The sequence below is a fragment of the Neobacillus rhizosphaerae genome (assembly GCF_050477885.1).
Taxonomy (GTDB): domain Bacteria; phylum Bacillota; class Bacilli; order Bacillales; family Cytobacillaceae; genus Neobacillus; species Neobacillus rhizosphaerae_A.
The window spans coordinates 24674-43819 of sequence record NZ_JBCNAC010000067.1; the positions used below are offsets into that span (position 1 = coordinate 24674).

Consider the following 19146-nt stretch of genomic DNA (forward strand, 5'->3'; position numbering starts at 1 on the left):
TCAGGCACTCGTTGAATATTTGCCAAATTAATAGATAGTAGTTACCAATTTCCATTAATTAAATTTACTTTCTCCTGTTTTTCGACGATTTCCGAAATCAAACCATGATAAAATCTGAATAAGGGACGGTGGGATGATGGAATGGTTTGGCCGCAGCAATAAAAACTATGACTTTGATATGTTTTCGACTAGTCATTTTATCGTACTAGCTATTCTAATCATTGGTTCCGTATGTATTTTTCTTTTTAGAGATTCTCTTAAAAAGAAGAATATGCGACAAACTGAAATAGTTTTGGCTATCTCACTAATTATTATGGAAGCCTCTTATCATTTTTGGATGATCATAAATGGTAGTTGGAATGTCAGTCATTCCATTCCACTTGAATTGTGCAGCATCAGTCTTATGCTAACCATTGTATTGCTGCTTACAAGGTTAAAAATCATCTATGAAATTTTACTATTCACAGCCTTACTAGGGGCATCGCAGGCATTATTAACACCATTATTAAATTATGATTTCCCACATTTCCGCTTCTTTCATTTCTTTTATACGCATTTAATGATTATTTGGGTGCCTTTATATTTTACCTGGGCACTAGGGTATCGCCCGACGATTTGGTCAGTGGCAAAATTGTTTGTGTTCTTAAATGTGTTGATGCCTATTATTATGTTCATCAATAAGGTTGTTGGCGGGAATTATATGTTCCTAAGTCACAAACCTGACAGCTCGAGTTTGTTGGATGTGCTTGGACCATACCCTTGGTATATCTTATCGTTAGAGGGGCTGTTAATCTCACTAAGTTTGATCGTCTGGTTCATTTTCCGGGAAAAAGCTAAAGCTGTAAAACAACCAGAAGTATCCAAGAACTTCACCATCCACTAACGTTTATATTGACCTTTTTTGATTAACTGAGTATAATAAATTACGTTGCTAACAGGTCCCAATAGCTCAGCAGGATAGAGCAACAGTTTCCTAAACTGTAGGTCGGAGGTTCGAATCCTCTTTGGGACGTCAAAAAAGCCTTGAAAATTCAAGGCTTTTTTCTTTTGGAACTATCATTAAATTTTTAGACAAATGGACCTTCACTTGTATAATTCGCCGCTTTTCTTGCTCTCAAGAACCGGACTAAGTTTAAGACAATTGTTTTTGAGACCGCATAGGTTGGTACAGCCAAAACCATTCCAAGGACACCTGCAAGATTGCCTGCTGCCAAAAGAATAATGATAATTGTTGCCGGGTGCGTATCCAGTGATTTACCTAAAATCATCGGAGAAAGGAAATTCCCTTCAATTTGCTGTGCAACCAAGATCACGACTACTACTAATAAAGCCTTAGTCGGTGAGTCAAAGAAAGCCACCAGTACAGCCGGCGCGCCACCAATGATCGGCCCTACATATGGGATAATGTTGGTAAAGGCTACAATCAGTGCCATAATTAATGCATACCGTAGGTCGATGATTAAATACCCGATAAAGGCTAATGTACCTACAGCCAAGGCGACCACTACCTGCCCCTGAATGTATGCTGAAAGGGTCTCACCTGTTTCCTTCAACGTTTTTAACGCTTCATCCCGGTATTCAGCTGGAATGAACTTGGATACGGCTATTGGAAATTTTTGTCCATCCTTAAACATGTAAAATAATAAAAATGGAACAGTGACAAGAATAATTGCGATATTCGTGACGATGCCAAAGAAGCCCATAAGCACGTTCGTCAGTGTGTTTGGCAAGGTATTAGCATACTTCACTAAACGTTGTTGCACGTTATCGATCATTTCACTCTGCTGCTCTTTAAAGTTTTTAAACTCTGAAGACTTGACTACATCACTAACAAAATCAGTCGTCTTATGTGCAAAGCCAGGCAAATCATTGGCTAGTTCGGTTGCCTGTTTCGAAACAGCTGGAACCAGGCTGCCTATTACTACTGCAAGAAGACCTGCAAATACAACATATATGACCAATATTGCTGCTACCCTCGGTAGTTTTTTGCGTTCCAAAAAATTAACAACCGGATTCAAGAGAAAATAAAGGAAACCGGTAATTAGAATTGGAAAGAACACCGTCGAGAAAAACACCCCGATAGGCTGAAACATAAATGAGATCTTGGTTGAAACGAAAATAATTGATAAAATGAGCAAAATTTGAATTAACCAGAATTGAATTTTAGATTTTGACACGGAATGTACCTCTTGCCTTCATTATTTGGAAAAATTATATCAAAATATTGGGATAAAATACAGTATTATCAATGTGTTACATTCCAAAAACATTGTTTATTATTTAAATTTAGTCCAATCATACATTTTTTTCCTTTGTTTTCTCATTCGCTCTTGTTTTTTACTTTCGACCTGCTTTTCTTTGTTGAAATGCATGATAAAGCCACAGTCTTCACAAATGTAGGAATAAATATTGGATTGCTCTGGAAGTCTATTTAACGGATTATCCTCTTCAGATTCTAAATTAAATTGGATTTTCGCTTCCGCTTTTTGATTCCACCTAGTATCCTCATCATATTTTTGATATTCCGCAACAAAAAAGCCTTTTCGAAAATGGACCCCATTACATACAAGGCATTCAACTTCATTTAAATTTTTTTTCATATCAGACACCTCCAGTAAATTTTATGAAGGCAGCCTATGTCCCAAAACCAAAAAAGTCACGCGCATATTTACACGTGACTATCTTTTATTAATCTAGTAATTCTAAGACACTTTTCGTATCAATAACTGTGGCAAATTCCTCGTGCAAGCTGACGAGAGCCAAGTTGTGGATTTCTTCAGCACTGTACAGCTTTCCGTCAAAACTCACTCGCTCGAAAGTAGCGGTAGCATCAGAGACAATGAATGGAGTAAAGCCGAGATTTTTTGCCATACGTGTTGTAGTAGAGACACAATGATCAGTTGTTAATCCTACGATAACAAGTGTTTGAATTTCATATTCTCTTAGGTATGTTTCCAAGTTGGTACCGATAAAGGCACTGTTTACGTTTTTCACGATGACAGGTTCCTCTGGTAGAGGTGCAACGTTCTCTTTAATATCACGTCCAGGATGGTGAGCCAACGTGGGATTACTTATGTGTTGAACATGAATGACAGGTAGATTTAATTCTCTCCACTTGTTTAACAATAAGGCCATATTTTCTTCTGCGTTTGGATTGTTTCTTCTACCATGTTTCGGATCATCAAAATAATTTTGCACATCGATTAAAAGTAAAGCAGTGTTTGCTGATATTTTCATAATAACCCCTCCACATTTTATATGAATCTATTCACAGAATCCCATGAGCCTTTTTATATTGTTTGCATTTTCCGTTGACGTCAAAAGTTCAAGCATGGTAAATGCTACATCAAATGAAGTGGCTGGGTTGAACGATGTAATAATGTTTTTATCGATGACAATACTTTGATCCGGAATCACATTCACTCCCATTTCTGCTAATTGTACTTGCCGCTTCCTATTACTCCGATTATAGGTCGTAGCATTTCTTCCTTTTAAAACACCGCTTTTTCCAACCACTAATGAACCGACACAAATCGCTGCAATGATTTTTCCCTCTATATCGAATGCGCGGATAAATTCTAGCACATCGGAGCGAAAAGCATCCTCATAAAAGCCTGCTTGTTCAAAACCACCAGGTAGGGCTAATGCATCAAACTCATGAGCAGAAACCTCCGATAACAACCTTTCTGGTTTAACGGTTAAATTCCAGGTACATATCAATTCCGCTCTTGTCCCCACTGTCACGAGTTCAGTTGTCCCATCGCTTACGTCTTTATTCCAGCCAAACACATCTGTAAACACACTTGCCTCAACAGCTTCAAATCCATTTGGTAAGAGTAAACATATTTTTTTCATATCTATCATCTCCTTAAGTGAATTGTATGTTATAATTTACCATTAGTAAAACTGAAATAACTAAACTTTAAGTTTAGAATTTCTGATAATAAAATAGAATGGTAGGATCATACATGGAGATTCGTCAATTACAAACGTTTAAAGCAGTTGTTGATTTGAATAGCTTTACAAAGGCCGCACAAACACTTCAGTACTCTCAAGCATCCATTACATCTCATATTCAGCAGTTGGAGGATGAGATTGGCCTTCCGTTATTTGACCGGCTGGGGAAACACATACAACTTACGATGGTTGGCGAGGAATTGTATCATTATACTGTAGAATTACTAGAGGTCTATTCGAAGATTCAACATATTTCCACCAATGATAGAACATTGAAGGGCGAAATCCGCATTGGTGCAGCAGAAACGATTACCGTATACAAGTTAGGCACAGTTCTCTCACAGTATAAAAAGTTATATCCTGAGGTTACGTTTTCACTTATTAATGATGATTGTCTTCCACTTAGGGAGCGACTCTATTCCGGTGAGATAGATATTGCCATTACTTTAGAGCCTAAAGTAAATGATCCAAATTTAATCACCCAAGTTTGGTCTGAAGAGTCCTTAGTCTTTGTTGGGGAAAAAAATCATTCCATAAAAGTCATTGAGGAAGCGACTGAAGAATGTTTTATTTTCAGTCCGAAAAGCTGTGCATTAAGGAAATTTTTCGAAGGGTATTTGATTCGAAAAGGAATTAGTACCCATAATCATTTGGAGTTTAATAGTATGGAAGCGATGAAACAGTGTGTTGCAAGTGGGTTAGGAATCAGCTTAATGCCCTCCCTAAGTGTAGAAGCATTATTGCGAGAAGAAAAAATGAAGGTAATTGAGACAGAATCAGAAAATCCAGTATTCTATGCGCAAATTTCTTATCATAAAAACAAATGGTTGTCGAAAGCTCATAGAAAGTTTATTGAGATGGTTTTGGAGCAAAGGTAAAAATAAAGAGAATCTTTCCTTTGTTTTTAGTACCTATCATATCCTGGATGAAGGGCATTTTTCTTGTTATACAACTGAATTTTGTCCTTCATAACCCCGATGAAAGACATTTTTCCTGTTATCCAACCGTTTTTTGTCCTTCATCACCCCGATGAAGGACATTTTTCCTGTTATCCAAAACTAGATATAATAAGGTTGTTACCAAATTTTTCTCTCCTTGAATGTAATTTAATAAGCATAAAATGGCTTCTTCCGTCTTAATCTAAAACTGTCCAAGTATATGTTCAAGGATTAAAAGCTGGGCTTAAAACTAGAAGATATAGCACTTAGGAGTGATAGCGAATATGAAGGGAAAGTCTGTTGAGACGATTCACGGTTTGTTATTACTGGCAGTTATCGCTGTTTTTATTTGGTCAATTATTAAACCTGCCAGCTATTCGTCATGGGTATTAGAAGTCACTCCTGCCATTATTGGTTTGATTATCGCACTATTAACATACAAAAGGTTTTGTCTTACTACCCTTTCTTATTTGATTATTGCTATTTTGGCTATTTTAATGTTTGTCGGCGGTCATTACACCTATTCAAGGGTTCCATTATTTAATTGGATAAAGGAAGCTTTTGATTTTAAAAGAAATCACTACGATCGTTTTGGACATTTTTTAAAAGGCATGTTTGGCATTGTAATTAGAGAAATTTTATTAAGGAAAACCCTCTTAACAAAAGGGATCTTATTTTGGATTGTGACAAGTATTTCTCTTGCCATTTCAGCTATGTATGAAATTATTGAATGGATCAGTTTTATTATAGGAAAGGGAGGAAAAACGGCTAAAAATTTTTTAGGGAACCAAGGCGATGTTTGGGATGCTCAGTGGGATATGTTATTAACTTTAGCAGGTACCATCCTTGCATTACTTTTCCTTTCCAAACTACATGATAAGTTGTTACATAAAGAATTAGGAACCTCGGCTGTATTAAAAAAATTACGCTAATGTAACGTTGTTCAACCGTTGTTTTATCGGTTTAATTATTTTACATTAGCGTTTCAAACTTTTTCTACATTAAATATCTTATATAAACATAAATCATTGAAATAAGGATTGATACCAACATAAGTGGGAAACCAATCAACAGGAACTTTAAAAACGTTATATTATATCCTTCTTTTGAAGCAATACCTGCTACAACAAGGTTCGCACTTGCACCTATCAAAGTTCCATTTCCTCCTAAGCAAGCACCGAGGGACAAACTCCACCAAAGGGGATCTAAATTAGAAATGCCTAAGTGTCCCATCTCTTTAATCATAGGAATCATTGTTGCTACAAAAGGGATATTATCAACAAATGCAGAAATAATTGCACTCATCCACAAAACAAGTAAGGTCGATGACTTTAGTTCTCCTCCGGTCCAAGACATGGCGTTTTTAGCAAGGGCTGCGATTAACCCTGTTTCAACAAGCCCCCCTACAATGACAAATAATCCAATAAAAAAGAAAAGGGTTGTCCATTCTACTTTTTCTAACGCCGTTACCAAATATTTGTCACCTGTAAATAGCAGTAAAATAAAAGCACCAATTAAAGCAATCGTTGCCGTTTCTATATGTATAAATTGATGAATAAAAAAACCACCTATGGTAATAAAGACTACAATTATACATTTCCTTAATAATGCAGGATCTTTTATTTCATCTCTAGGATTTTTACTGAGTAAATGATTTTTTAGATCTTCTGAAGTCTTTAAATGTTTTCTATAAATCATTACTAAAAGCAAAATATTTACAATTAATATTATAGCAATCACAGGTGCTAGATTATTAATAAATGAAAGAAAAGTTAACTTTGGAACAGCACTTCCGATCATGAGGTTTGGTGGATCACCAATCATGGTTGCCGTCCCGCCAATATTAGAAGCCAGAATCTCAGCTATTAAAAATGGAATAGGGTTTACTTTTAATTGGGCAGTAATACTTAAAGTAACTGGAACAACTAAAAGAACCGTTGTTACATTATCAAGAAAAGCAGAAGCAACGGCAGTAAATAAACTCAGTGCAACTAAAATTTTAATAGGAGCTCCTTGTGCCTTTTGAGACAACAAAACCGCAATGTACTCAAACACACCTGTTTGAGCGGTGATTCCTACTATAATCATCATACCTACTAATAACCCAATGGTATTGAAATCAATATGGTGTAGGGCATTTCTTTGATCCAAAACACCGAGGGCAATCATGAATAATCCACCAATCATGGCAATTGTAGTTCTATGTATTTGTTCCGAAATAATTAATGCATATGTAACAAGAAATATTATAAGCGCAATAATCTCCTGTGAACCCAAAGCGTGTCACTCCTTATTTGAACCAAGTCGTTTATTAAAATTTTCCTATTGTATAGATTCTACTTTCTTGCATATTTTATCCAAAGAATTTATTTTAGTCGTAAAAAAAATAGGAAGGCATATATTCACGCCTTACCCAAAAGTGATAAAGGTATTCATCATTGCTTTTGTTGGTCTGCTACCACTAATACATCCATATGGCGTACTTCTCTTAACAATCGCTGGATTACGGAACCTTTTAGAATCTCCTCGAAGCGAGTACGAGCTGATTGGCCGATAATTACTTGTGTTGCTTTTTTTTCATTCATTTCACTTACTAGTTTTTTAAAGACATTACGCCGATTTTTGGTCTCATACATTTCGAATATTCCGCCAAGCCGTTCTGTCAGTTTACGAATTTTATTTAATACTTGTTCCTCTTCTTCGTTTAAGGAATGGTGGTCTTTTACATATGATACATACCATGTGGCTTTTAAACGATAGGCGATGCGAAATCCGCGTCGAATCAGTCTTTCACTGTCAGGCCTTAAGTTGGTACATACAAAAATTACTTCTTCCTGTCGCCACGGCCCTCTTAAGGCTCTTTTTCTCTCCCACGCTTCTAGGCGTTCATCCACATCATCTGCAACTTCACGTAATGCTAGCTCTCTTAGAGCAATAAGATTTCCGGTCTTAAAAAAGTTATTTAGTGCTTGCTCCACTTTTACAGAAGCGTAGATACGTCCTTCCCTCATTCGTTCTCGTAATGCTTTCGGCGAGATATCAATCAATTCAATTTCTTCCGCTATTCGAAGAATATGATCTGGCACCGTTTCCCTTACCCTCACCCCAGTTATCTGCTCGACACTGTCATTTAAACTTTCTAAATGTTGAATATTCATTGTTGAGATAACTGAAATACCTGCAACCAATATATCCTCTACATCTGAATACCGTTTATGATACTTACTTCCGGGCACATTGGTATGTGCTAGCTCATCAACAAGGACCACCTCTGGATTTCGCCTAATAATAGCTTCAGTATCCATTTCTTCTAACTTTGTGCCTTTATAGGAAATAATTTTTCGAGGAATGATATCCAAATTCCCAATTTGTTCAATTGTTTCTTTTCTACCGTGTGTTTCTAATAACCCTATGACAATATCAATGCCCTTTTTCTTTAATTCGTTTGCTTCCCTTAGCATCGTGTATGTTTTTCCTACCCCTGGCGCTGCCCCAATATATACCTTTAACGCACCGCGTTTCAGTTTATTCATTTCATTTACTAATTCCTGAGGCGTAAGACGTCGATAAGGATCCATTTCTTTCTCGTTTTTTTTTTGTTTTGCAGGTAATACACGCTCACCATCTTTTTCTGCCCGATCGGCGACCATAAATACATCGATATTTTTTGTTTTCCGCAATATTTTATTGATTATCGATCCATAGACAATTTCTTCCCAACGCGTTTGCTTCGATTGCCCCATGACAATCCGAGTGACTTTGTGCTTGGTTGCATACTGGACGATCTGATCTGCAACCTCATCTTGCTCTAACGGTAATTCTTCAAACTCCCCTCCCACTTTTTCTACTAGTTTCATGATAGAGCGCTTAAAGGTGAGTTCATTCTTAGATAATTCTTTGTTGGCAAAACAAACAACCAGTAAATCTCCTCCTAACCTTTTAGCAATCTGCTGTCCTCGTCTAATCAGGATGGATCCATTCCAATGATATTGAACGGTCACTAAAATTCTTTCTGATGCCCCTGACGGACCAATCATTCCTTGCTTCTCTCTATAGTCATCCAACGTATCATTTACCTCCCCCGCTAAAAAACGAAGAGCTAATTCGCGCAGAACGGCAAGGTTGCTGGGATGTAAGAGGTTAACTCCTTTACCTTTTTCCTCATGCTGAAGATCGATTTCTCCTTCCTGGAGTCTATTGAGGATCACTTCAGGTGGAACGTCCAACAGCTTTACTTCATCTGCCAACGCAAGTGTATCTTCTGGAACAGTGCAGCCCACCTTTACTTTTCCTCCCGTTAATTTGTCTGCAATTCCCCTTATACCTTCCAGTTCATAAATGTTAACAGTAGTAATCACGCTTATCTTCTTTTTTAAGAGATATTGAATATCGTCGAAACGAGTTGGTCTAGGAGCCTCAGGCCGATTTCGATGGGTTAGAACATCTACTAATACCACTTCAGGATTACGGGCAATGATAGCATCTACATCCAGATCGTACTTCTCTTTTCCATTTTCTATCCATTTAATAGAAGGAATAATGTCTAAACAACCAATTTGTTCAGTTGTCTTAGGACGTTCCGACGCACTGATCATACCAATAACAACATCAATCCCATTCTTTTTTAGATTATTACCCTCCATCAACATATGATAGGTTTTACCTGTTCCGCTAACCGCACCCAAGATGATTTTAAGTCTGCCTCGCTGCATCTGATAAATGGATTGCAATATTTCCTCTGGACTTTTCCTTTTAAATTGTTCACCCATGTTTGCAGCCCCCGTTTATTTTACATAGATATGGGAAAAAGGAGAGCACATTGCTCCCCTGTTTGAGTTATTTCTCCAATAGTTGTTTTAAATCAAGGTTAAGTTTTAAAACATTGACTCTTGGTTCACCAAATAAGCCAAGTTCTTTTCCTTCAGTATTTTTTCCAACTAAGTATTCTAATTTATCTTTATCAATTCCTGTCAACTTCTCAACACGTGGAATTTGTGCAAACGCGGCTTCAGGGCTGATATGTGGGTCCAACCCTGATCCAGAGTTCGTTACAAGATCAATCGGTACTTGGTCAACAGGTACATCAGGATTTTCTTTTTTCCAGTTTTCTATAGACTCTTTCGTACGCTTAATCATATCTTTATTAGATGGAGCATAGTTGTTCGTACCAGAACCTGCTGCATTGTATTCAATACTTGAAACCCTACCTTGAAAAAATTTCTGATCATCAAATTTTTGTCCGATTAGTTCTGAACCTATCACTTGACCTTTTTGATCATAAAGAAGACTTCCATTTGCTTTTTCTGGAACAAAAATTTGCCCAATTCCTGTAATCAAAAGATGATAACCCAATCCCAAGATGACCATGAGTATAAGACTTAAAATCGTGTTCTTCATTATATTCGATAGCATATTTTTTCTTCCTTCCCTCGGACCTATAATATGGGAACTAAATAAATAGATTAACAGCAATATCGATCAACTTGATTCCGATAAAGGGAACCACAACACCACCTAAACCATAGACGAAAAGGTTTCGGCGAAGTAATTCGGCAGACCCCATCGGTTTATAAGCGACTCCTTTCATAGCTAAAGGAATCAGAAACGGTATTATGATGGCATTGAAGATCAAGGCTGAAAGAATCGCTGAAGTGGGTGAACCAAGATGCATAATGTTCAGCACACTTAAGTCAGGAATCGCCAGCATAAACATCGCTGGAATGATCGCAAAATATTTGGCAACGTCGTTCGCAATACTAAAAGTAGTAAGCGCCCCTCGGGTCATTAACAATTGTTTTCCGATTGAAACCACCTCAATAATCTTAGTTGGATCGGAATCAAGGTCGACCATGTTGGCCGCTTCTTTCGCTGCCATCGTTCCGCTATTCATTGCTAAGCCCACATCCGCTTGAGCAAGAGCAGGGGCATCGTTTGTTCCATCCCCGGTCATCGCTACTAGCTTACCTTCTGCTTGTTCTTTTCGTATCGCGGAAATCTTGTCTTCTGGCTTGGCCTCCGCAATGAAATCATCCACTCCTGCTTCTCTTGCAATCGTTGCCGCTGTCAGTGGGTTGTCCCCTGTACACATGATGGTCTTAATTCCCATTTTACGAAGATGGTCAAACCTCTCTCTCATGCCCGGTTTAACGGTATCCTTGAGATAAATCAAGCCATAAATGACATTGTCAACTGCAACAGCAAGAGGTGTCCCTCCTTCAGAAGCAATCCTGTTTGATTTTTCCTGTAAATCTTGTGGAATTTTCCCGCCTTGTTCGACCACCCATTGCTTTACTGCGTCAACTGCTCCCTTTCTAACTTTGCGGCCATCTATTAAATTAAGCCCACTCATTCTCGTCTCTGCTTTAAATTCAATAAAATCACTGCCCTCAGCCAGAGAATCAATGAAGGTAAAGCGTAGCTTTTTCATTATTTCTAAAACTGAACGGCCTTCAGGTGTTTCATCCTGAACAGAGCTGATCGCTGCCCAGGAAGCAAGCACCTCAGCCTCGTGATTGCCAACCGGTACAAATTCACTTGCCATCCGGTTCCCGAATGTAATCGTTCCCGTTTTATCTAGAATAATTGTATTAATATCACCTGAAGCTTCAACCGCTTTACCTGACATAGCAATGACATTAAATTGAGTAACCCGGTCCATTCCAGCAATTCCGATTGCTGACAATAAGCCACCTATAGTGGTTGGGATCAAACATACCAACAGGGCAATTAAGACAGGAATCTCAAGATTGATCTCTAAATACTTAGCGAAAAATGGAAGAGTGACAACAACAATCATGAAAATCAACGTCAAGCTTGTTAGTACTGTGTTCAGAGCGATTTCGTTAGGCGTCTTTTGTCTCTGCGCTCCTTCAACTAAGGAAATCATACGATCTAGAAAAGATTCTCCTGGTTCACTGGAAATACGCACCTTGATTTCGTCACTTACAACACGAGTTCCACCTGTTACAGAACTAAAATCACCACCTGCTTCTTTGATCACTGGAGCAGACTCCCCAGTAATTGCAGATTCATCTACAGAAGCAATTCCTTGAATGACTTCACCGTCCCCAGGAATTAGCTCCCCATGGGACACAATGACGATATCTCCTTTACGAAGATCTGTTGACGAAACATTCATAATCGTTCCATTCACGATTTTTTTTGCAATACTCTCTTTTTTAGTATTCTTTAAAGAATCTGCCTGTGCTTTCCCGCGTCCCTCTGCTAACGCTTCGGCAAAATTTGCGAATAAAACGGTAAGTAGTAGAATAATAGACACCGTTGCATTAAACCAAGGGGAAACATCCCCTCCTAAAGCACCTGGAAAAAATGTAAATAGCAAAGTGATAATAAATCCTACCTCAACCACAAACATAATTGGGTTTCGAACCATTACTCTAGGGTCTAGCTTAATAAATGATTCTTTTAACGCTTGTTTCACTATATCTGAATTGATCATTGTTTTTTTCTGATTACTCATGGTTTACTCCTCCAAAGGAAACTCCATTAATTATTTTAATGTCAAATGTTCAGCAATCGGTCCTAGGACAAGACCAGGGAAGAAAGTAAGGGCACCAATTAAAATAACGGTCCCAATAAACACTCCTCCGAACAAGGCAGTATCTGTACGGAATGTGCCAACTGTTTCCGGAACTGGCTTTTTCGCCGCTAAGGAACCCACAACGGCAAGCAAGGTGACAAATGAAATATATCGACCAAGGAACATCACAATACCTGTTGAGATATTCCAAAATGGAGTATTATCTCCTAAACCTTCGAACCCTGATCCATTATTGGCAGCCGATGAAGTATATTCATACATGGCCTGTGTTAAACCATGGAAGCCTGGATTAGAAATTGTATCTGGATGCAGTACGACTGCCAATGCCGTCGGTACCAAAATCAGAATAGGATGAACTAAAAGAGTGACAGCAATCAAAATCATCTCTTTGCCTTCAATCTTCTTCCCTAAGAATTCTGGTGTCCGTCCAACCATAAGCCCGCATAAAAACACTCCAATCATGGCGTACATTAAAACGTTTAGGAAGCCTGCGCCAATTCCACCGAAAATGGTATTCAACATCATGTTAGATATAGTAATTAAACCCCCGATTGGCGTGAGTGAATCATGCATGGTGTTAACAGCACCTGTCTCTGATGCTGTCGTGACAACGGAATAAAGTGCTGATCCTGCTACTCCAAATCGTACTTCTTTACTTTCCATACTGCCCTGATTATGTTGAATTCCTAAAGCATTTAACACCGGATTTCCTTGGTATTCAGATGTCAGAGAAACACCTAACAAAATGAGAAACATCATAAACATTGAAATAAATAGCACTCGACCTTGTTTAGCATTACCCACAATTCTTCCATATGCAAATGGTGTTGAGGTACCAATTAATAGCATGAGCAACATTTGAATCAAGTTGCTAATCGCATTTGGATTTTCAAAAGGATGCGCTGAGTTTACCCCGAAAAAGCCGCCTCCGTTATTCCCCAATTCTTTAATCGCTAAAAATGACGCAACCGGTCCGCGGGCGATTTGCTGCTCTGCACCAGCAATGGTTTTGGCCGTAACAGTTGGATCTAATGTTTGCGGTACCCCTAAGAAAAGAAATGCTAGTGCTGAAATAAATGAGATAGGCAATAGCACACGAAATATGGCCCGAATTAAGTCTACATAAAAATTTCCTAATGGCTTACCGGCTAATCCACGAATAAAAGCAATGATGACAGCTAGTGCCGTCGCAGGAGCAGTGAACATCATTAGTCCTATTGCTACCATTTGCGCTAAATAGGATAAGCCACTTTCTCCACTGTAGTGCTGTAAATTGGTATTCGTCATAAAGCTGATCGCGGTATTAAACGATAGTGTTTGTTCCATTGCTTTAATTCCACTTGGATTCAGCGGTAATACTCCTTGAATCCGAAAAAACAAGTAAACTAGTAAAATCATGACCGTGTTCGAACAAATTACGGCGACCACATACTGCTTCCAGTTTTGATCCTTTGTTTTGATTCCAGAAATACGATAAATCAACTTCTCAAAACCAAATATCCGATCCAATTTCGTTTTGTTATAATCAAATGCTGTAGCTAAATAGACCCCCATCGGTTTTGCAAGCAATAAGACGAGGAGTAAGGTAATCCCCACGGATAATAGTGCGGTTGTCAATGTAATTCCCTCCACTTGAAATCATGTTAATTAGGTTTCTATTAAAATTTTTCAGGATGAATTAGTACATATCCCAAATAAATAAACATAGCAGCAGTTACAATCCCTAAAAATACTAGCATTACTTAACACTCCCTTTCTGAATTACAGAATCTGCCCAACGAATAAGTCCCAGCATTAGTGCTCCTAAACCTAAAATGGCGACCACCATTAGAAAATCTAGCATTTAAATCCCCCCTTTTTTTGTATTCATTCGGTGACAATTACCAACATCACCATCTGAAAGCATAAAAAATAGACCATACGTACTCCTTCCCCAGATGAGCAATTGAGAACAAGAACCAGAATAGAAATACCTCAAAAAGAGATATTCCTGTAAAGGATTCTTGTCATAATTGATCATATTGGAGAAAAAGTTTGCATGGTCTACTTAGCGCCCAGCAAGCCTGTAAGGCTTCCTTTGCGTCCTGTCTTCCAGTTTACTTTTTCTAAAAATAGGCATAATAAAAAGACCTACTTAGTTTCTCAGGCTGCCCTCTTGCTTAAAAACAAACAAAAAAGCCCCCTGAATAAGGTGGTCTTTAGACCTCCTTCGCTTTAGCCGACGAAGTTAGCTGACGGGTAGGATGGCGAAAGAGTTTCTCATCCCTTCTGGTTCCCCAGAATTAACCCCATAAAATTGGTTCCTCCGTTCCTGAATAAATCAGGATTAAGCCGTCTATTTACTTATGCTGTAATTCTATTTCCTTAATTAGTATTTGTAAACAGCCAATTCCATGCAATATTCCGGTGAATTTAGCGGAATTTTGTACTTTCCCATTAATTATCTCTTAATTTCTCATCATTACTCATTATTTTACTTTTTAATGCTTATTTTTTTACTATTGACATTAAATAAATTGCAAGTAATATTATGTTCATGATTTAGATAGAAATATGTAAATAGATCCGGGGGTTTTGGGGATGGCTAATTCTAAAAGGAAACTAGAGGCTGAAATTAGCTCAGCATTTATTAAATTTCAGAGAGAATTACTTGGACGTGGTCCACAGGAAGCAAAAACATACATCGTACAGGACATGGTCATAACACGCTTCAAAGGCGTATTAACCACTGAGGAGAAGCATCTTGTTACCCATGACACAGGTAGAAAACTAGTAAAGCAGATGAGACAAGTCCTACGAGAAATGTACAGTCATGAATTTGAAAAAATAGTAGAAAACTTTACAAAATGTAAGGTCTTATCTAGTCATAGTGACATTAGTACAAAGATTGGAGAAAGAATTGAGGTTTTTATTGTTGATAAAGATTTAGAAAAATCACTGGAAGACTAACTTAAAAAGCTCTACCTCTCAAGTAGAGCTTTTCCCTTTATTGATCCATATAAAAATAAGTAACGCTGCCGCTAACAGATAAGATATATAGCTTACACTAGGATGGGAATCTTGATTTTTTACACCAATCCCTATCAAAGCCCAAATAAAAACTAAAACATAATAAGGATCTTTTTCCTTTATATAAAAAATCCCCGCCAGTAAGGCAGCGACCCATAGCATAATAAAAGTCCACACAATTTGTGATATTCCCCAGCCATTCCATTGAATATAAACCAGATAATAGCTGATATTTGCAATCAAAGCTACACTAACCCATCCCAAATAGATGGATATAGGGATTACATCTATCTTTGGAGGGTGAAAGCTTTTTACTTTTTTATATAGAAAAATAAGTGTAACCAAAAAAGCAATTATGACTAAAACCGTATAGAAAAAGTATTCGTAATGCCATGAAAAAATCCACAATATGTTTAGCATACAGGTAAGCCAAAAAAGTCCACTAGTGGTTTGGTAAAGAGGAAGATGTCTTCGGTTCTTCGGCAGCTGTCTAATTACCCAGATAAAGAGTAATAAGTAAATTAGTCCCCAAATACTAAATACATAGCCTGCTGGTGTAAACAACACATCTAACTTATTAGAAATTTCGCCCGTAGTCTGTCCGTTAAGTGGCAATGTATTAGCTAATGCATTAACAATTACAACCAATAAAAGACCAAGTAAATTCAAAAAGAACCGAATCATCCGAATCCCCCTTATTTTTTGATCAGATTGTATGCCTCTAACGCTCTTTCTCTTGCAAAAGAATGTTCAACAATGGGAAAGGGATAAGAAGTACCTAGCTCCACCCCTGCCTCACGAAGAATCTCTTCAGGTGCCGTCCATGGGCAATGAAGATATTTAGCTGGCAGGTGTTTTAATTCTGGTACCCATTGTCGAATGTAAGCGCCAGCCTCATCAAATTTTTGTCCTTGGGTCATGGGATTAAATATTCGAAAGTACGGCGCTGCATCAAACCCACAGCCTGATACCCATTGCCATCCCATCGAATTATTGGCCAAATCTGCATCAAGTAGTGTTTCTTCAAACCACGAAGCCCCTCTTTGCCATGGGATTAATAAATGCTTTACTAAAAAGGATGCCGTTACCATTCGGACCCGATTATGCATCCAACCGGTTTCCCATAATTCTCGCATTCCTGCATCAATTATTGGATATCCCGTCCTTCCTTCTTTCCATGCTGAAAATTCAGCCTCCCGCTCCTCCCAAGGGAAAAATAAAAATTCCTTACGAAGGGGAGAATCAATCATTTCAGGGAAAGAAACTAGCTGATGGTACCCAAATTCTCTCCACACTAATTGTCTTAAAAATCCATCAATATCTTTCTGCGCATTGCTAAAACCAATTTTCTCTTGTTCCATTAGTTGATGCCATATCCATCTCGGACTAATTTCTCCCCAGGTTAGATGAGGGGACAACCTTGAAACCTGCTGAACATATGGATAATCCCTATTTATAGAATATCCCATCAGCCTTTCCTCAATAAATTGTTCCCCCTGATTGATTGCCCCCTTTTCCCCCGGCAACCAATATTTCTTGAATTTTTTATACCAAGCTATGGTTGGCAATAAACCTAATTCATCAATATTTAAAGTTTTAACTTGGTCATATGCACTTGAAAACGTAGCGGGTAAGATTTTGGGTAGTGGAATGGGCATTTGTAAACACTTCTTCCAGAAAGAAGTAAAAACTTTATAGGGCTGCCCTTGATTATTTACTATTGATAAAGGTGGAAATAACAGATTTGAATGAAAGGCTTTTACCTCTACTCCTTTCTTTTCTAGCACTTCTTTAATCTGTTGATCACGTAGTCGAATCCTTGGCTCGTATCTTTCGTTAAAGAACACTGCCTTAGCACCTGTTTCCTCAATCAACTCATTAAGTATAGGAAGGCTCCTGCCTTTTCGAATAATTAACTTTGATCCCCGGTCTTGTAATGCTCGGTCTAATTCTATAAGGGAATGGTGGAGCCACCACGAAGCAGCTTCACCAACTATCTTTTTTGTTTCTTCCTCAGGCGACCAGATAAAAACAGGAACAATACTACCTTCCTCAATTCCTGACCATAATGCTAAATTATCTTGAATTCGCAGGTCTCTGCGAAACCAAATGATTGTTTTTCTATGTTGCATCTGTCTCTCCATCCCGTTTTATACGAATACCTCATCCAATGAGTGAGTTAGCTGGATAAATTGTAAGGGGCTTCTGTTAGACAAATATTTAATGGCTCCAGGTCCCCCTATGTAAAACTGGGTTTTCTTACAATTAGAGGCAAAACGTTCAAGCTTGGATAATATTCCCGGGTCCTGTTCGAAAGGATACGTCGTGGTAGCCGATAAAATCACCTTATCTGGTTCCAATTTTTGTACCGTCTTTTCAATTGACCCTTCAGCTGGGGATGCTCCTATTAAAATCGTTTTCCACCCCTTTAACATCGCTTGAATAAGGAGGATTAGCACCGGAACCTCATGTTGTTCGTACGGCAAACAGGCACCTAAAAGGGTTGGTGCATTTTCCCTGTATTTAAAATTCCTTCTTAATTGAACAAGAAAGTCTCGTACTGTTAGGCTTGCAAGCGATTCCTGATATTCTCCCCATTGCCCCTTTTCCCATCTATTCCCTACCTCCTGTAAAAACGGAATCACCACAGATTGAATGAAAAATTCTAATCCTTTTTGGTGATAGGCCTGCTGAAGGATTAGATTCATTGCCGCTTCGTTGCAGTGTGTGCCTTCTTTCAGCAAATCGAGAACAAATTCGTTTAACTCTTCATATTGATTCTTCTTTTTCCATCCAGCATCCAGTAGGCTTTGATCAGTTGGGGAACCACCTTTCTCTACAAGATATGCTGCCTGTTTGACGGTATGTCCCTGGTCAACTAATCCTTTCACTTTCAATATAGTATTAATATCCGCTTCACTATAAATCCGGTAGCCATTTTCTAATCTTTCAGGTCTTACAATTTGATATCTCTCTTCCCATTTTCGAATGACCTGTTTTGACAATCCGGTAATTTCTGAAACTTGTTGGATAGAATAGGTTGCATTTTCGATATTCATTTCGCTTTATTTCATCCTCTCGGCATGTTGGAAAAAACTTCTCATGACTATTTAGTCCAGTATATACCAAGCTATAACCTTGTACAACGGCAGATAAATAACTATACAAACATTTGACACACTATATTCATCTTAAGATAATAAAAGTATATCTATTGTGTTGGAATAAGAAATGAGGTCATTTTATTGGAAAAACAACAAATTAAAAAAGGCGTCTTTGCTGGGTTGATTTCAGGTGTGTTTTTGGGTTTCTTTTTAAAAGTGGTTGAAAATACTACTTCTCTTAAGGTTTATACACTATTATTAAATGTCGATTATGTTCCCATCATCCAACATCTTGATCTTTCAGAGATCATTGAATTTAGTATTCACTTATTTATTTCTGTTGTTTTGAGCGTATGTTTACTATTTTTGCTTAACAAAAAATATATCCCCACCAATAAAAGAATCCTATTCATTTTCCAATATTGTTTAGTTATCGGAATCTTTCTGTATCCAACAACCCTTTTATCAGACCGCACACCTTCTATATCCAATCTTCCGGCTTTAGGTTTTTGGCTATTAGGTCATTCCCTTTATGGTGGGATATTGGGTTTTTTATTAAAAAAATAGATGGACCTTA

Annotated in this window: 18 protein-coding genes, 1 tRNA gene and 1 riboswitch; of the genes, 6 read left to right on the top strand and 13 right to left on the bottom strand. The window is 37.9% G+C overall.

The window, feature by feature from the left end:
* Window positions 1-133 precede the first annotated feature (133 nt).
* Together ABES03_RS08925 and ABES03_RS08930 are read left to right on the top strand one after the other, a co-directional pair.
* Window positions 134-883, top strand: a complete 750-nt coding sequence (locus tag ABES03_RS08925; RefSeq protein ID WP_430116947.1) for a TIGR02206 family membrane protein — start codon at window positions 134-136, stop codon at window positions 881-883.
* Between the two features lie 55 nt (window positions 884-938).
* Window positions 939-1012: transfer RNA gene (locus tag ABES03_RS08930), tRNA-Arg, on the top strand.
* A gap of 55 nt (window positions 1013-1067) precedes the next feature.
* Here ABES03_RS08930 and ABES03_RS08935 read toward each other — a convergent pair.
* The 4 genes from ABES03_RS08935 to ABES03_RS08950 all read right to left on the bottom strand — a co-directional run bounded on the left by ABES03_RS08935 (window position 1068) and on the right by ABES03_RS08950 (window position 3855).
* A complete protein-coding gene (locus ABES03_RS08935; protein ID WP_430116948.1) occupies window positions 1068-2177 on the bottom strand; it encodes an AI-2E family transporter in 1110 nt (369 codons plus the stop codon).
* 99 nt (window positions 2178-2276) lie between these two features.
* Complete coding sequence (locus ABES03_RS08940) at window positions 2277-2600, bottom strand: hypothetical protein (protein ID WP_430116949.1); 324 nt, start codon at window positions 2598-2600, stop codon at window positions 2277-2279.
* A gap of 88 nt (window positions 2601-2688) precedes the next feature.
* On the bottom strand, window positions 2689-3231 hold the full coding sequence (locus tag ABES03_RS08945) for a cysteine hydrolase family protein (RefSeq protein ID WP_430116999.1): 543 nt from the start codon (window positions 3229-3231) through the stop codon (window positions 2689-2691).
* A gap of 33 nt (window positions 3232-3264) precedes the next feature.
* Window positions 3265-3855 (bottom strand): DJ-1/PfpI family protein, encoded by a 591-nt coding sequence (locus ABES03_RS08950; protein ID WP_430116950.1) that lies wholly within the window; start codon window positions 3853-3855, stop codon window positions 3265-3267.
* 113 nt (window positions 3856-3968) lie between these two features.
* Between ABES03_RS08950 and ABES03_RS08955 the strand changes: the two genes are divergently transcribed.
* Window positions 3969-4835 (top strand): LysR family transcriptional regulator, encoded by an 867-nt coding sequence (locus ABES03_RS08955; RefSeq protein WP_430116951.1) that lies wholly within the window; start codon window positions 3969-3971, stop codon window positions 4833-4835.
* Between the two features lie 344 nt (window positions 4836-5179).
* A complete protein-coding gene (locus ABES03_RS08960; RefSeq protein ID WP_430116952.1) occupies window positions 5180-5827 on the top strand; it encodes a DUF2238 domain-containing protein in 648 nt (215 codons plus the stop codon).
* Window positions 5828-5891: 64 nt separating this feature from the next.
* On the opposite strand, the gene ABES03_RS08965 is transcribed toward ABES03_RS08960, so the two are convergent.
* The 6 genes from ABES03_RS08965 to ABES03_RS08990 form a co-directional block, all read right to left on the bottom strand.
* Window positions 5892-7172, bottom strand: a complete 1281-nt coding sequence (locus ABES03_RS08965) for an SLC13 family permease (protein WP_430116953.1) — start codon at window positions 7170-7172, stop codon at window positions 5892-5894.
* Between the two features lie 158 nt (window positions 7173-7330).
* The gene (locus tag ABES03_RS08970) at window positions 7331-9664 is read right to left on the bottom strand and encodes a universal stress protein (protein ID WP_430116954.1); all 2334 of its coding nucleotides are present in this window, start codon (window positions 9662-9664) and stop codon (window positions 7331-7333) included.
* A 67-nt stretch (window positions 9665-9731) separates the two neighbouring features.
* Entirely contained in the window at window positions 9732-10307 is a 576-nt protein-coding gene (gene kdpC / locus ABES03_RS08975; protein ID WP_430116955.1) for a potassium-transporting ATPase subunit KdpC, read from the bottom strand.
* 37 nt (window positions 10308-10344) lie between these two features.
* Window positions 10345-12375 (bottom strand): potassium-transporting ATPase subunit KdpB, encoded by a 2031-nt coding sequence (gene kdpB, locus ABES03_RS08980; protein ID WP_430116956.1) that lies wholly within the window; start codon window positions 12373-12375, stop codon window positions 10345-10347.
* 30 nt (window positions 12376-12405) lie between these two features.
* Complete coding sequence (kdpA, locus tag ABES03_RS08985; RefSeq protein WP_430116957.1) at window positions 12406-14073, bottom strand: potassium-transporting ATPase subunit KdpA; 1668 nt, start codon at window positions 14071-14073, stop codon at window positions 12406-12408.
* A 41-nt stretch (window positions 14074-14114) separates the two neighbouring features.
* Window positions 14115-14195, bottom strand: coding sequence for a potassium-transporting ATPase subunit F (locus ABES03_RS08990; protein ID WP_430117000.1), 81 nt, complete (start codon window positions 14193-14195; stop codon window positions 14115-14117).
* Between the two features lie 462 nt (window positions 14196-14657).
* Window positions 14658-14799, bottom strand: a riboswitch (cyclic di-AMP (ydaO/yuaA leader).
* A gap of 237 nt (window positions 14800-15036) precedes the next feature.
* Between ABES03_RS08990 and ABES03_RS08995 the strand changes: the two genes are divergently transcribed.
* Window positions 15037-15405, top strand: a complete 369-nt coding sequence (locus ABES03_RS08995) for a DUF2294 domain-containing protein (RefSeq protein ID WP_430116958.1) — start codon at window positions 15037-15039, stop codon at window positions 15403-15405.
* Window positions 15406-15423: 18 nt separating this feature from the next.
* On the opposite strand, the gene ABES03_RS09000 is transcribed toward ABES03_RS08995, so the two are convergent.
* Genes ABES03_RS09000 through ABES03_RS09010 form a run of 3 tightly spaced genes read right to left on the bottom strand, consistent with a single transcriptional unit; the run spans window position 15424 to window position 18524 of the window.
* Window positions 15424-16149, bottom strand: coding sequence for a TspO/MBR family protein (locus tag ABES03_RS09000; protein WP_430116959.1), 726 nt, complete (start codon window positions 16147-16149; stop codon window positions 15424-15426).
* Between the two features lie 11 nt (window positions 16150-16160).
* Entirely contained in the window at window positions 16161-17597 is a 1437-nt protein-coding gene (locus ABES03_RS09005) for a cryptochrome/photolyase family protein (RefSeq protein ID WP_430116960.1), read from the bottom strand.
* Window positions 17598-17615: 18 nt separating this feature from the next.
* Window positions 17616-18524, bottom strand: a complete 909-nt coding sequence (locus ABES03_RS09010; protein ID WP_430116961.1) for a MerR family transcriptional regulator — start codon at window positions 18522-18524, stop codon at window positions 17616-17618.
* Window positions 18525-18710: 186 nt separating this feature from the next.
* On the opposite strand from ABES03_RS09010, the gene ABES03_RS09015 reads away from it, so the two are divergent.
* A complete protein-coding gene (locus tag ABES03_RS09015) occupies window positions 18711-19136 on the top strand; it encodes a hypothetical protein (RefSeq protein ID WP_430116962.1) in 426 nt (141 codons plus the stop codon).
* Window positions 19137-19146: the final 10 nt, after the last annotated feature.

Excerpts from the sequence above, each read along its gene's own strand:
- ABES03_RS09005 (WP_430116960.1), bottom strand. The coding sequence starts at position 17,597 with ATGCAACATAGAAAAACAATCATTTGGTTTCGCAGAGACCTGCGAATT.
- ABES03_RS08970 (WP_430116954.1), bottom strand. The coding sequence starts at position 9,664 with ATGGGTGAACAATTTAAAAGGAAAAGTCCAGAGGAAATATTGCAATCC.
- ABES03_RS08950 (WP_430116950.1), bottom strand. The coding sequence starts at position 3,855 with ATGAAAAAAATATGTTTACTCTTACCAAATGGATTTGAAGCTGTTGAG.
- ABES03_RS08940 (WP_430116949.1), bottom strand. The coding sequence starts at position 2,600 with ATGAAAAAAAATTTAAATGAAGTTGAATGCCTTGTATGTAATGGGGTC.
- ABES03_RS08995 (WP_430116958.1), top strand. The coding sequence starts at position 15,037 with ATGGCTAATTCTAAAAGGAAACTAGAGGCTGAAATTAGCTCAGCATTT.
- kdpC (WP_430116955.1), bottom strand. The coding sequence starts at position 10,307 with ATGCTATCGAATATAATGAAGAACACGATTTTAAGTCTTATACTCATG.
- ABES03_RS08990 (WP_430117000.1), bottom strand. The coding sequence starts at position 14,195 with ATGCTAGTATTTTTAGGGATTGTAACTGCTGCTATGTTTATTTATTTG.
- ABES03_RS08925 (WP_430116947.1), top strand. The coding sequence starts at position 134 with ATGATGGAATGGTTTGGCCGCAGCAATAAAAACTATGACTTTGATATG.
- ABES03_RS09000 (WP_430116959.1), bottom strand. The coding sequence starts at position 16,149 with ATGATTCGGTTCTTTTTGAATTTACTTGGTCTTTTATTGGTTGTAATT.
- ABES03_RS09010 (WP_430116961.1), bottom strand. The coding sequence starts at position 18,524 with ATGAATATCGAAAATGCAACCTATTCTATCCAACAAGTTTCAGAAATT.
- kdpB (WP_430116956.1), bottom strand. The coding sequence starts at position 12,375 with ATGAGTAATCAGAAAAAAACAATGATCAATTCAGATATAGTGAAACAA.
- ABES03_RS08960 (WP_430116952.1), top strand. The coding sequence starts at position 5,180 with ATGAAGGGAAAGTCTGTTGAGACGATTCACGGTTTGTTATTACTGGCA.
- ABES03_RS08955 (WP_430116951.1), top strand. The coding sequence starts at position 3,969 with ATGGAGATTCGTCAATTACAAACGTTTAAAGCAGTTGTTGATTTGAAT.